The organism is Nonomuraea sp. NPDC047529 (assembly GCF_040642995.1).
In the GTDB taxonomy this organism is placed as follows: domain Bacteria; phylum Actinomycetota; class Actinomycetes; order Streptosporangiales; family Streptosporangiaceae; genus Nonomuraea.
Genome location: NZ_JBEYTJ010000001.1, coordinates 569,684 through 582,478, shown reverse-complemented (window position 1 = coordinate 582,478; position 12,795 = coordinate 569,684). Strand labels below are relative to the sequence as shown.

General features: G+C 67.4%; 13 protein-coding genes. 3 read left to right on the top strand and 10 right to left on the bottom strand.

All coding sequences use genetic code 11. The annotated features are described in order from the left end of the window. Nucleotides 1-50 precede the first annotated feature (50 nt). Nucleotides 51-1,007, top strand: a complete 957-nt coding sequence (locus ABZ815_RS03045) for a D-alanine--D-alanine ligase (protein WP_357693326.1) — start codon at nt 51-53, stop codon at nt 1,005-1,007. Nucleotides 1,008-1,129: 122 nt separating this feature from the next. On the opposite strand, the gene ABZ815_RS03040 is transcribed toward ABZ815_RS03045, so the two are convergent. Next, complete coding sequence (locus tag ABZ815_RS03040; RefSeq protein WP_357693324.1) at nt 1,130-2,134, bottom strand: hypothetical protein; 1,005 nt, start codon at nt 2,132-2,134, stop codon at nt 1,130-1,132. Then, nucleotides 2,131-2,652: an RNA polymerase sigma factor gene (locus ABZ815_RS03035; protein ID WP_357693322.1), complete on the bottom strand. Its 522-nt coding sequence runs from the start codon at nt 2,650-2,652 to the stop codon at nt 2,131-2,133. The genes ABZ815_RS03040 and ABZ815_RS03035 overlap by 4 nt, the downstream gene beginning before the upstream one ends. Nucleotides 2,653-3,212: 560 nt before the next feature. Between ABZ815_RS03035 and ABZ815_RS03030 the strand changes: the two genes are divergently transcribed. After that, nucleotides 3,213-4,259 (top strand): low specificity L-threonine aldolase, encoded by a 1,047-nt coding sequence (locus ABZ815_RS03030; protein ID WP_357693320.1) that lies wholly within the window; start codon nt 3,213-3,215, stop codon nt 4,257-4,259. Between the two features lie 261 nt (nt 4,260-4,520). Here ABZ815_RS03030 and ABZ815_RS03025 read toward each other — a convergent pair whose 3' ends face one another. From ABZ815_RS03025 to rpmH, 8 genes are all read right to left on the bottom strand, one after another. Further along, nucleotides 4,521-5,483, bottom strand: coding sequence for a ParB/RepB/Spo0J family partition protein (locus ABZ815_RS03025; RefSeq protein WP_357693318.1), 963 nt, complete (start codon nt 5,481-5,483; stop codon nt 4,521-4,523). A gap of 309 nt (nt 5,484-5,792) precedes the next feature. Beyond that, a complete protein-coding gene (locus ABZ815_RS03020; protein ID WP_357693316.1) occupies nt 5,793-6,698 on the bottom strand; it encodes a ParA family protein in 906 nt (301 codons plus the stop codon). Between the two features lie 206 nt (nt 6,699-6,904). Continuing rightward, nucleotides 6,905-7,576, bottom strand: a complete 672-nt coding sequence (gene rsmG / locus ABZ815_RS03015) for a 16S rRNA (guanine(527)-N(7))-methyltransferase RsmG (RefSeq protein ID WP_357693314.1) — start codon at nt 7,574-7,576, stop codon at nt 6,905-6,907. 543 nt (nt 7,577-8,119) lie between these two features. After that, on the bottom strand, nt 8,120-8,608 hold the full coding sequence (locus ABZ815_RS03010; RefSeq protein WP_357693312.1) for a R3H domain-containing nucleic acid-binding protein: 489 nt from the start codon (nt 8,606-8,608) through the stop codon (nt 8,120-8,122). Nucleotides 8,609-8,628: 20 nt separating this feature from the next. After that, nucleotides 8,629-9,552 carry a membrane protein insertase YidC gene (gene yidC, locus ABZ815_RS03005; protein ID WP_357693310.1) on the bottom strand — a complete coding sequence of 308 codons (924 nt, stop codon included), beginning with the start codon at nt 9,550-9,552 and terminating at the stop codon, nt 8,629-8,631. A 4-nt stretch (nt 9,553-9,556) separates the two neighbouring features. Beyond that, nucleotides 9,557-9,814 carry a membrane protein insertion efficiency factor YidD gene (gene yidD, locus ABZ815_RS03000; RefSeq protein ID WP_352322972.1) on the bottom strand — a complete coding sequence of 86 codons (258 nt, stop codon included), beginning with the start codon at nt 9,812-9,814 and terminating at the stop codon, nt 9,557-9,559. A gap of 17 nt (nt 9,815-9,831) precedes the next feature. Continuing rightward, a complete protein-coding gene (rnpA, locus tag ABZ815_RS02995; RefSeq protein ID WP_357693308.1) occupies nt 9,832-10,194 on the bottom strand; it encodes a ribonuclease P protein component in 363 nt (120 codons plus the stop codon). 62 nt (nt 10,195-10,256) lie between these two features. Continuing rightward, a complete protein-coding gene (rpmH, locus tag ABZ815_RS02990) occupies nt 10,257-10,394 on the bottom strand; it encodes a 50S ribosomal protein L34 (RefSeq protein WP_043614899.1) in 138 nt (45 codons plus the stop codon). 444 nt (nt 10,395-10,838) lie between these two features. On the opposite strand from rpmH, the gene dnaA reads away from it, so the two are divergent. Further along, on the top strand, nt 10,839-12,419 hold the full coding sequence (gene dnaA / locus ABZ815_RS02985) for a chromosomal replication initiator protein DnaA (RefSeq protein ID WP_357693306.1): 1,581 nt from the start codon (nt 10,839-10,841) through the stop codon (nt 12,417-12,419). Nucleotides 12,420-12,795 lie beyond the last annotated feature (376 nt).

Below are 12,795 nucleotides of genomic sequence, written 5' to 3'. Positions count from 1 at the left end.
CCGCCAGCCGCCGGTACGGTTGGACGCGTACGATCAGCGGAGGAGATGTGATGAGCGATCTGGGCCACGTGCTCGTGCTGGCCGGGGGCCTCTCCTATGAGCGGGAGGTGTCCCTGCGCTCCGGCCGCCGGGTGAGCGAGGTGCTGCGCGCCACGGGCATCGACGTGGAGGCCCGCGACACCGACGCCTCCCTCGTGCCCGCCATCCTCGCCGACCCGCCGGAGGCGGTGTTCGTCACCCTCCACGGCGGCGCGGGCGAGGACGGCGCGATCCGTTCCGTGCTCGAACTCCTCGACGTCCCCTACGTCGGCGCCGGCCCCGACGCCTGCCGCGTGGCCTTCGACAAGCCCACCGCCAAGGCCGTCGTACGCTCGGTCGGGCTGCGCACCCCCGAGTCCGTCACCCTCCCCCGGGAGACCTTCCACGACCTCGGCGCCACCGTCGTGCTCGGCCGCATCATCGACCGGCTCGGCCTCCCGCTGTTCGTCAAGCCCGCGCGCGGCGGCTCGGCCCTCGGGGCCTCCATCGTCCGTACGGCCGAAGACCTGCCCGCCGCCATGGTCGGCTGCTTCGCCTACGGCGACACCGCCCTCATCGAGCGGTACGTCGAGGGGGTCGAAGTGTCGGTCTCGGTCGTCGACCTGGGCGAGGGGCCCGTGGCGCTGCCCGCCGTGGAGATCGTCCCCGACGCCGGCGTCTACGACTACGCGGCTCGTTACACGGCCGGGCACACCGAGTTCTTCGCCCCCGCCCGCCTCTCCACGGCCGCCGCCGAAGCCTGCGCCCAGATGGCCGTGACGGCGCACACGGCGTTGGGGCTGCGGGACATCTCCCGTACCGACCTGATCGTGGACGCGGCCGACGACCCGCACTTCCTTGAGGTGAACGTGGCGCCGGGGATGACGGAGACGTCGCTGCTGCCGATGGCGGCGGAGGCGGCGGGCCGCGACCTCGGCGACCTCTGCCGCACCCTCCTCCAGAACGCCGCCAACCGCCCCCGCCCCTGACCGTGCGGGGATTGCGGGGCTCGCCCCCGATCCCGAGCCCCAGCTTGTCTCGCGAGTCCGCACCCCCTCGCCCGCCCAGCCGGGACGCAGTGCTCACCGCACCGCGATCCCCTACGCGGGTTCTAGAGCCGGGCCGTACAGCGGACGCATCCGGCAGGCGGCGCCGGCCGCACATCGCTCCAGCCCGCCTTCCTGACGATCTCGGCGCTCCAGGCGACGCCCTCCGGAGTCAGCCGTTGCCTCCCGAGGAGTCGGCCGGTCCTGCGGTCGATCACGATCTGCTCCTCCTTGGATTGGAGGGCCAGCCCGTCGAGCCGGAACGTCCCGGGAACATCGTCGACCACTTTGATGCCCGGCGCCTTCGCCAGGAGAAGGTAGGCGGCAGCCCTGGTGCCGGGCGTCGCCGGTGAGTTGATGAGCCGCGAGGCGGCCCCCGCGAGCCAGGGCTCACGCTCGGCGGCCGCATGGGGGTCGTAGCTTTCCAGCAGCCGTTCCCTGAGCGCCGCCGGCTCCGCGGGGAGGCTCCGCAGTTGCGTCAGCGTCGGGTTCAGCCCATCGGCGAGCTCCAGTCCCGCATCCAGGTCCACCGAGGAATATGCGGGCATGTTCCTGTCGCACCCCCGCGCGGGGCACAGCCGGGGGGAGCCGTCCCGTCGCCACGCGTTCAGTCCCTCGGCCGTGTACGGCTTCGACGAGATCGGCTCGTGCCAGCCGTAGACCTCGCGGTCGGGCCCGAAGGCGAGGACCTCCATGGCCCGTTCCTCGACCTTGTAGGCATAGCCGTTCTTCGTCCGCATGACCTGCTCGGTGTCGCGTCGCCAATAGCGGCCCTTCGCCTCCGGCGTCGCCGCCAAGCTGGCGGCCGCAGCTTCCAGTTTCTGCAGGGGAGTGACCGCGACCGGCTCCACCGCAGGTCGAGGTACGAGGGCCACCACCACGCCGACCACGAGCACGACGGCCGCCGCGACGAGCGCCATCCCCGTCCACGACTGTCTACCCACCCGCGCTCCGGACGCAGGGGGCACCCGGGTGGCTGCGAGTACCCGCTCCCGCGCCGCCGCCAGCTGGCCGGCCGACGGGGGCGGCACATCGGGCATCACCGAGTCGATGACCTGGAACTCGTTCATCCCAACACCTCACGCAGCTTGGTCCTGGCCCTGCTCAACCGGGACGCGACCGTCCCCGAGGCGATCCTGAGCGCCGCCGCCACCTCGTCGTAGCCCAGCCCGCCGTACGCGATGAGGAGCACCACGTCGCGCTCCCCCTTCGACAGCCGCGCCAGCGCCCCGGCCAGCCGGTCGACCGTCACGCTCGCGCTGAGCCTGTCCACGATCCGCTGGTCGTGTCCTTCGTCGTCAGGCGGCGGCCCCGTCCGGGCCATGGCGCGGTACCTGCGCACCTCGGCGCGCCGATGGCGGCCGATGAGGTTGGTCGCGATGCCGTACAGCCATGGCCTGACCGCACCCATGGCCGAGTCGAAGCGTTCACGTTGCCTGAAGGCGATGAGGAACGTCTCCGCGGCGAGATCCTCAGCCACGCCGGGGTCGAGCCTGCGCCCGATGTAGCGCCGGATCTCCTCGTAATGGGCTTCGAAGACGACCTCGAAGACGTCGGGAGCAGTGATCACACCCTTGTTTGCCCGCAAGCATGCGATCCTTCCAGGAAATCTTGATTACTTCTCGCAGAGATGCGTCCGCGCGCCTGGTCATGTACGAACGCCGCTGCGCCGCCGCTGTCTTCGCCCGCCTGTACTGGGCGCCGGTTCAGCGCGCCTCTCCCCAAAGGTCTTCCGGATCGCGTGCAGACGCTTCCCGCCCAGCCCGCCTGCGCACCAATCTGGGCACGCCTTCTCCTGAAGCCTCGCCCCGTGGTCTCCATCGCGATCCTCACCCGCGCCGTAGCCGTTGCCGTCGGCGCCACCAGCCCTCCGCCTTTTCCTCCCCGACCGCGAGAGCGACCTCGCCTCCACCCCCACACCGACAGACACCACCGTCTTGCGGTGCCTTGATGCTCGCGGTCGCCTACCTCTGCGCGTAACCGCCCTAAGGCTTCAGGCAACGCCGTCCTGCCCTCTTGAAGCGTCAGCACGACGCCAACGGCGACACCACCACCGCCGACGGACCGAGCATCTGAAGCGAGAACACCCCCCGGAAGCCACCCCGCCCCTCCCAGCCCCCGCCCAAGCACCTTGCATAGCCTTACGGTGTGCCGATCAATCCCGCCCACCCCAAGAGCTTCGCCAGCGACAACCACGCAGGCGTGCACCCCGACATCCTCAACGCCATGACCACCGCCAACCAGGGAGACGCCCCCGCCTACGGCGACGACACCTGGACCTCGACCTTCGAGCAGAAGATCAAGGAAACGTTCGGCCCCACAGCAGAAGGCTTCGCCGTACTCAACGGAGCCGGCGCCAACATGGTCGGCCTGGCCCTCATGCTCGGCCGCTACGACGCCATCCTCTGCACCGACACCGCCCACATCGCCACCCACGAAACAGGCGCCACGGAACGCCTTCTAGGGGTGAAGCTCCGAACCGTCCCCACCCCTCAGGGCAAGCTTCACCCGGACGACATCAAGGCCCACCTGAACCTCATCGGCCAGCACCACGAGCCCCAGCCGACGGTCGTCTCCATCTCCCAGGTGACCGAACTGGGCACCTGCTACTCCCCCGCCGAGATCGCCGCTCTGGCCGAAACAGCCCACACCGCCGGCCTACGCCTCCACGTAGACGGCGCCCGCCTCGCCAACGCCGCCGCCCATCTCGACTGCTCCCTGAAAGCCATCACCACGGACGCAGGCGTAGACGTCTTCAGCTTCGGCGGCACCAAGAACGGCGCCATGGCCGCCGAAGCGGTGGTCGTCCTGGACCCGTCCCTGACGGACGCAGTGCCGTACCTCCGACGGCAGTCGCTTCAACTGGCCTCGAAGATGCGCTTCATCTCCGCTCAGCTCTCCGCCCTCCTGACCGACGGCCTCTGGCACCGAAACGCCTCGCACGCCAACCAGATGGCACTCCGCCTGGCGAACGGCCTCACAGACGTCCCCGGCGTGACGCTGGCCTACCCCGTGGAGTCCAACGCCGTCTTCGCCACGCTCCCCCACGCCATCAGCGAGTCCCTCCGGCAGCACTACCTCTTCCACTACTGGGACGAGCCCGCAGGCACCGTCCGCTGGATGACCGCCTTCGACACCACCGAAGAACACGTGGACGACTTCCTGGCCGCCCTCTACAAAGCAGCGACCCCTTAGTCTCCCGGCGCCGTTTCACGTGAAACACCGCCTCCCCACCGCCCAGAGCCGACAGGGTTTCACGTGAAACAGCGCCCACCCGAGGGCGTGACACAAGACAGACGGCAGCGCCCAGGAGAGAAGACGAGACTCAACGAGGAAAGAGAGAGAAACGAGGGCGGAGTCTCACACGAGCCACCACGCCACTCGGCCTAGACGCGCTCGTGCAGGGAGCCAACAATCACCAAGGAGCACGCACGTTTCACGTGAAACACGTGAGGTTCAGTCTTCGCGCTCCCGCATCACCCGAGCCGCCTCAGGCGCCATCGTCCCGATGATGCGCTCAAGGTCGTCGATCGTCGCGAACTCCACCACGATCCGCCCCTTACGCCGCCCCAAGTCGACCTTGACCTTCGTCTCAAAGTGGTCGGAGAGCCGGTCCGCCAGATGGGTCAGGCCAGGAGCCGTAGGCTTGGGCGCCTGCCGCTCACGCGGCGCCTTCTGAGCAGCCTTCGCGCTGCCCATGGCGACGATCTCTTCCACCGCCCTCACGGACAGAAGCTCCGCCACAATGCGCTTGGCCAACGCAACCTGCTCCTCCACACTGCTCAGGCCGAGCAGGGGGCGAGCGTGCCCGGCGCTGATGGTGCCGGCGGCCACGCGGCGCTGAACCTCCGGCGGGAGGTTGAGCAGCCGGAGCGTGTTGGTGATGTGGGATCGGGAGCGCCCCACCTTGCTGGCCAGCTGCTCGTGGGTCGCCTGGAAGTCGTCCAGCAACTGCTGGTAGGCGGCCGCCTCTTCCAGAGCGTTCAACTGCTCGCGCTGAAGGTTCTCGATGAGCGCGTCCCGGAGGAGATCGGTGTCCTGTGTGTTCCGGACGATCGCGGGAACCGGGTCAAGACCGACCTGCTGGCACGCCCGCCAACGCCGCTCCCCCATGATCAGCTCGTACTGGCCGCCGCCCACAGAGCGCACCACGATCGGCTGCAGAAGGCCGACCTCGCGGATGGAGTCAGCGAGCTCCTTGAGGCGCTCGCCGTCGAACACCTCACGCGGCTGACGGGGGTTGGGCACGATCGCGGTCAGCGCGACCTCTTTGAAGTACGCTCCAGCGATCGGCTGAGGGCCCGCCTCGGCCGAGGAACCGTTCGAGGGAGCGGGCGCCGTACCCGGGCCGTCAACGATGGGTCCGGTCGGGATGAGCGCCCCGAGTCCCTTGCCCAATCCCCGCCGCTGCTGACTCACTGCGTCTCCTCATCCAGCCGGTCGAATCCGGCCGGTCGATTCCGGTCACTCCAGGAGAGGTTACCGTTGCAGGCCCAACGGGGTGCCCCCACGCCACACACAGTCCTGTGGGATTTACGCCGACACGGCTACAAATCTGCGTAACTCGCGACGGGCCACGAACAAGACCACCCGGCCACCGGCCCCACCCAACAGCAGCCGGCCGGTGATTCCACACAGACCACCCAGGGCGCGGGCATGACGAGCCCACAACCAACGCGACCTCACCAGGAGCCCTCTCGCGCGTACGCGGAAGACCCGCAACCGGGGTCAGGCCACGGTGGCGCGGTGAGCGATCTCGCGGGCCGCGTCCATGTACGCCATCGCCCCGCTCGAACCCGGGTCGTACGTCATGACCGACTGCCCGTAGCTGGGTGCCTCCGACAGCCGGACGCTGCGCGGGATGACCGTCTTCAGCACCGTGTCGCCGAAGTGCGACCGCACCTCGTCGGCGACCTGCGAGGCCAGCCGGGTACGCCCGTCGTACATCGTCAGGACGATCGTGGAGAGCCGCAGGGTCGGGTTGAGGTGCGCCTTGATCAGGTCGACGTTCCTGAGGAGCTGCCCCAGGCCCTCCAGCGCGTAGTACTCGCACTGGATCGGGATCATGACCTCCTCCGCGGCGACCAGGGCGTTGACCGTCAGCAGGCCGAGGGACGGCGGGCAGTCGATGACGATGTAGTCGAACTCCACCTCGTACGCCGCCAGCGCCCGCCGGAGCCGCGCCTCCCGTGCCACCAGCGAGACGAGCTCGATCTCCGCACCGGCCAGATCGATCGTGGCGGGGGCGCAGTAGAGGTTCGGCATCTCGGGGACCTGCTTGACGATGTCCGCCATGGGCAGATCGTCGACGAGCACCTGGTACACATCCGGTACGTCACCGCGATGCTCGGTCGCCAGCGCCGTCGAGGCGTTGCCCTGAGGGTCAAGGTCGACCACGAGGACCCGCTGCCCATGCATCGACAGGGCCGCGGCGATGTTCACCGAAGTGGTGGTCTTGCCGACGCCGCCCTTCTGGTTGGCCACCGCGATCACCCTGCACTGCGCCGGACGCGGCCAGGAGCCGTCGCCCTCGCTGCCGGTGCCGCCTCTCTGGGCGGCGGGCTGGGCAGCAGGCTGCGCGGCAGGTGGCGGGGTGGCGGCCGGCTGGGCGGCAGGCGTTTCACGTGAAACCACTGAACTGAGCGCCTCTCGTACCAACGGCGAATCACCGGGGTTCAGGGGGGTCTGGGTCACGTTGGCCATCCTTTCAACCAGTGGTGTGCCGGTGCCGGGAATTTGCTTGTGCGACACGCCCATTTCCGGCCATCCAACCCCGGCTGGGCTCTCGGACCGACGGCTGTCCGGCCAGCCAAGACCGCAAGACGCGACTGGCACAACCGTCACCTCCTTCGTCGCCGCCTGGCTCGCTCCGGCGCGCGACCCGCTACCACCCGAACCAATGTTGCAGGCGGCTCGACCTTACCGTGCCCGACGGTCACAAGCTCGGCCGTTCGGGCCCCACTGGCCCGCAATTGGGACTCCGCCTCGGCGAGCTCGCCGGCGGCCCGCTCGCCCTTCATGGCTATCAGTTCGCCGCCCTCCCGCAGAAGAGGCATGGCCCATTTCAGCAACCGGTCGAGCGGCGCGACCGCCCGAGCACTGGCGACGTCGAACTCCCGCTCCCCCGCCAGGTCCTCCGCCCGCGCGCGCAGCACCTCCACGTTGTCCAGTTTGAGCGCCTCGACGCACTCCTCCAGGAACACGGTACGGCGAAGCAGCGGCTCCAGCAGCGTGACCTCGATGTCCTGACGGACGATGGCCAGGACGAGCCCCGGCAGCCCCGCCCCGGAGCCGATGTCCACCAGACGCACCTCCGGCGGCACGGCCTCGGCGACCACCGCGCAGTTGAGCAGGTGACGATCCCAGATGCGCGGCACTTCGCGCGGCCCCAGCAGCCCCCGGACGACACCCGGGCCCGCCAGCATCGCGGCGAACGCGTTCGCGCGGTCCCATGCCTCCCCGGCGAAGACGTCCCGCGCTATGTCCGGCGGCGCCGGAAGCTCTTCGCTCACTGGATGCTGGCCTTTCTCGGTCTCAAATGCTGTTGGTACTCAGGTTGCCTGCTCGGCGGAGGTGCCGGTGGGCGTTCGACGGTAGGTGTCCCGACGTTCTAGGGGCGCTGTCCACCCAAGGCTAGATGTGAGATCACACTGGAAGACTAGCGGGCTGGCATGTAGGTGACCGTCGAGCACGCGCCGCGCGCACCTCTCAATCCCGCCACTGACGCCAACTCCCCAATAAACGATATAAAGCGCACACCCCTCAATAGACACCCTTACACGCACCTTCATGGACGAACATCAAGCTCACCGCACAAATGCGCACGTGCCCCTCCGACCGCCCCGAACACGCACACAAACGCACGAAGGCCCCGAAGAACTCTCTAACCACCAACAGTCAGGATCGATCTGCACAGGTCTGGATGTCCGCTCACAAACCCGCTAACCGCCCACACAAGCTCGCCCACCCGCACGTACAGCCATAAATACGGAAACGGCCGCCCATCAGCGCAACCAAGCGCCGACAGACGGCCGAACCGGCTGACAATGCACGTTTCAGGCGGGAAGGACCACCACGTACCGCTGCGGCTCCTCACCCTCGGACTCGCTGCGCAGCCCGGCGGCCGCCACCGCGTCGTGGACGATCTTCCGCTCGAACGGCGTCATCGGGTGCAGCGCCTTCGGCTCACCCTTCTCCTTGACCTGGATGGCGATCTCGGTGCCGAGCTTGCTCAGCTCGGCCCGGCGCCGCTCGCGGTAGCCGGCGACGTCGAGCATGAGCCGCGACCGCTCCCCGGTCTGCCGGTGGACGGCCAGGCGGGTCAGCTCCTGCAGCGCCTCCAAGACCTCCCCCGCGGGCCCGACCAGCTCGTTGCCCTTGAGCCCCACGACGGAGACCATGGCTCGGTCGCCCTCGACATCCATGTCGATGTCACCGTCGATGTCGGCGATGTCGAGAAGGCCCTCGACGTAGTCGGCAGCGATCTCGCCTTCCTGCTCAAGCGCGTTGAGATCAGGAGCCTTCTCCTGCTCGGCCTCGGTCATGGCCGGCCTCTCCTTCGTGTTCAAGACTTCTTGCTGCCGGTGCGCTTGCTGCGGGACTGGCGGCTGGGCTGCTGCCTAATGATCTTAGGCTCCGGCGGGGCGGGCGGTGCCGCCTCTTCGGGAGTGGTCTTGCGCATCTTGGCCACCAGGCCGGGCTTGGGCGTCACGGGAATGGCGTTGCCCTTGGCGTCGAACTGCGGCATCGGGTGCCGGCTGTAGAACCAGTGCTGCTGGCCCAGCGTCCACAGGTTGGTGGTGACCCAGTACAGGATCAGGCCCAGCGGGAAGTTGAGGCTGAAGAAGGCGAACAGCGGCGAGATGTACATCAGAATCTTCTGCTGCTGCGCCATGGGGTTGTCCGGCATCTGGGCCATCGAGCGGGTGACGCTCTGCCGGACGGTGAGGAACGTGGTCAGCGAGCTGATCGCCACGAAGAAGCCGATGACGATCTTCTGGGCGATGTCAGGAGCCTCGAAGAACGTGGCCGGCAGGGGCGCGTTGATGATCAGCGCGTGCTTGGCGCTGTCGACCAGTTCCTGCGACATGCCGAACTTGGCCTGGTCGGCGGCGATGGCCCGCAGCACGGTGAACATCGAGATGAAGATCGGGAACTGCGCCACGACGGGGAGACAGCCACCGAGGGGGTTGGCGCCCGCACCCTGGTACAGCGCCATGACCTCCTGGTTCATGCGCTGCTTGTCGTTCTTGTAGCGCTTGCGGAGCTCCTGGACCTTCGGTGCCAGCTCCTGCATCTTCCGCGAAGACCGCATCTGCTTGAGGAACAGCGGGAAGATGAGGATCCGCATGCAGACGGTCAGCGTGACGATGGTCAGCGCCCAGGTCAACCCGCTGTTGGGGTCGAGGAAAGTGCTGTAGACCTGGTGGATCCAGGTGATGACTTGGGCGACGGCCGTGTACAGCCAATTGAGCCAGGACAGCTCCACCGAGCTAGCTCCCTTGCGTTTCGTGGGACCGGACCGGGCGTGGGGGCACCGGGTCTATACCTCCGGGATGGAATGGGTGGCACCGCCCGATGCGCCGGACAGTCAGCCAAGTGCCGCGCAATGCCCCATGTACGGCAATCGCCTCGAGCCCATACGCGCTGCACGACGGGTAGAACCGGCAGCGTGGACCGAGCATCGGGCTGATGAACGCCCGGTAGAACCGAATGGGGATGATCAGCGCCCGGGCGGCGAGGCCCGGCATCCCTTGCGGCTGCTCCGTCATCTGTGTCCACCCGTCGAGGACTCACGCCGCCTGAGCAAACGATCCAGCGCGGCGTCGAGCTCGGCGGCCAGTTGCTCGACGCACGCGGACGCGGCCGGTGGATTGGCGCGTACCACCAGCAGGCTACCTCGCGGCAGCCGGTCGAGACGGTCGCGCATCAGGTGTCGGAGCCGTCGTTTGACCTTGTTCCGGGTCACCGCGCCACCAACGGCCTTGCTCACCACGAAACCAACCAGAGGTGTCTCTTCCCCAGAAAAGTTGAGATGCACCACCAGAGTGGGACGACCGGCGCGTTTTCCGCGCCGGACCGCCGCTTCGAATTCGTCCCCGCGCCGCATGCGGGATTGACGGGACAGCACCGTATACGCCTAACGCCCGTCGGCGAGGTACACCGACGGGCCAGACTTAGGGCGCGGGTCGATCAGGCCGACAGCTTCTCGCGGCCCTTGCGGCGGCGGGCGGCGAGGATGGCGCGACCGGCCCGGGTGCGCATCCGCAGCCGGAAGCCGTGGGTCTTCGCGCGGCGACGGTTGTTCGGCTGGAAAGTACGCTTGCTCACGGGTGGGCTCCTTGAAGGTGCGCCCAGGGGCGCTTATACACACATGGCTGGCCTGCCGTGGGAGCGAGGGCACGCGAAATAGCCGTCGCGTGGCAAGCCGACCGTCGTACGTTACGGGCCAACGGCCTCCCAGGTCAAACCGAACGGGTTATCCACTGATCCACAGGCGACTTTTCCACCGCCGGGCCCACGTCCACAGTTTGTGCATCCGGGTGCCACTAGGCTGTGGACAACGTCTTGAACACAGCTGTGCACATGGATACTGTCGGCCCTTCTGGACCACCTGAAACACCGTGCACAGCCTGTGGATCTCCTGTGGAGGACCTGGGTACGAAGCCCTGCCGCCACGCTGTGGACGAAGGGGTCGCCGACCGCTCGGGGCGGCCACGGACATGTGGATAAACGATCGCGGGGGGCCGCGAGAGGAAGGAGGGGAGCCGCACCATGAGTGGTGTCGACCTCGGCACGGTATGGGCGAGGGCCCTGGGCAACTTCCTCAACGAGAACGTGCCCATCCAGCAGCGCACCTGGCTGTCGATGGTCCGTCCGATCGCCCTCGCGGACGACACGATCGTGCTCGGCGTCCCCAACGACTTCCTCAAGGACCTCATCGAGGGCAAGTTGCGCCCGCTGGTGGCCCACGCGCTGTCGCAGGAACTCGGGATGACGATGCGGCTGGCCGTGATGATCGACACCACGGCCCCTGAGCAGCCTTTGCCAGAAGCCCATCAACAGCCTGTGAATATGCCCTATCCCCAGAGTGTGGATAGCCAGCCGCGTTACACACAGCCGGTGCAACCCCAGCACTACCAGGCATCCGAGCCCCCGCAGTTCTATTCTCCACAGCCTGAGCAGCCACCGGCGTCCACCGAATATCCACAGCCTTCGTTCTCTTTTGAACAGGTGCAGCCGTACACACCGCCTGTGGAGAAAGCGCCGGAGCCGGCGCCGAATCGCTGGGAAGCGAAGAGCAACAAGCCCAGCGAACCGGCCAGACTCAACCAGAAGTACACATTTGAGACATTCGTCATCGGTGCCAGCAACCGGTTCGCGCACGCCGCGGCCGTGGCGGTGGCCGAATCCCCCGCGAAGGCGTACAACCCGCTCTTCATTTACGGCGACTCCGGCCTGGGGAAGACGCACCTGCTGCACGCGATCGGGCATTACGCGCAGAGCCTGTACGACGGCGCCCGGGTGAGATACGTGAGCTCGGAGGAGTTCACCAACGACTTCATCAACAGCATCCGCGACCACAAGGCCGACGGCTTCCGCGGCCGCTACCGGGCGATCGACATCCTGCTTGTGGACGACATCCAGTTCCTGGAGGGCAAGGAGCAGACGCAGGAGGAGTTCTTCCACACCTTCAACACCCTGCACAACGCCAACAAGCAGATCGTCATCTCCAGCGATCGGGCGCCCAAGCAGCTCATCACGCTGGAGGACCGGCTGCGCAACCGGTTCGAGTGGGGCCTGATCACCGACGTCCAGCCGCCCGAGCTGGAGACCCGCATCGCGATCCTGCGGAAGAAGGCCATCCAGGAGGGCCTGGCCGCGCCGCCCGAGGTGCTGGAGTACATCGCGAGCCGGATCTCCACCAACATCCGCGAGCTGGAGGGCGCCCTGATCAGGGTGACCGCGTTCGCCAGCCTCAACAGGCAGGGTGTGGATCTGCAGCTCGCCGAGGTCGTGCTGAAGGACCTGATCACCTCGGAGTCCGACACCGAGATCACGATCGCGGCCATCATGACCGAGACCGCCAACTACTTCGGCATCAGCATCGAAGACCTGTGCGGCACCTCGCGCAGCCGCGCGCTCGTCAACGCCCGGCAGATCGCCATGTACCTGGCGCGCGAGCTGACCGAGCTGTCGCTGCCGAAGATCGGGCAGCAGTTCGGCGGCCGCGACCACACCACCGTGATGCACGCCGAGCGCAAGATCCGGTCGCTCATCGCCGAGCGCAGGTCGATGTACAACCAGGTCAACGAGCTGACAATGCGTATCAAACAGAGCAAGCGTGGATCTTGATGGTCGTACACAGCCTGTGGAAAACACTGTGGACCAGCGGAAACGCAAAATCGGCCCGTCGGTACGACCACCAATGCCGGGAAAAATCCGCCCACAAGGGCTGGGGACGAATCTGGGGACATCCTGAGGAGAACCTGGGGATGACTCGTGGATAACGTGTGGACGGCCTGTGAACAGTCGATCTGGGACTCCAGAAGGCACCCGCTTACCCCGTGGACAACCTGTGGAAACCTCGTGGATAACCGGTGGATGAACACACCATGATCTGGGGACGGCCTGTGGGCAACGAATCTTCATCCCCAGGCGGCGAAGTTTCCCCCAGGCGTCACCCACACCCTCGGTGGATGAAAATACGGGTGCTGACCTGCAAGGACTT

What these genes read in the sequence shown, in the direction of transcription:
- ABZ815_RS03045 (WP_357693326.1), top strand. Translation starts at nt 51, where the DNA reads ATGAGCGATCTGGGCCACGTGCTCGTGCTGGCCGGGGGCCTCTCCTAT.
- ABZ815_RS03040 (WP_357693324.1), bottom strand. Translation starts at nt 2,134, where the DNA reads ATGAACGAGTTCCAGGTCATCGACTCGGTGATGCCCGATGTGCCGCCC.
- ABZ815_RS03010 (WP_357693312.1), bottom strand. Translation starts at nt 8,608, where the DNA reads ATGACCGAGGCCGAGCAGGAGAAGGCTCCTGATCTCAACGCGCTTGAG.
- yidD (WP_352322972.1), bottom strand. Translation starts at nt 9,814, where the DNA reads ATGCCGGGCCTCGCCGCCCGGGCGCTGATCATCCCCATTCGGTTCTAC.
- dnaA (WP_357693306.1), top strand. Translation starts at nt 10,839, where the DNA reads ATGAGTGGTGTCGACCTCGGCACGGTATGGGCGAGGGCCCTGGGCAAC.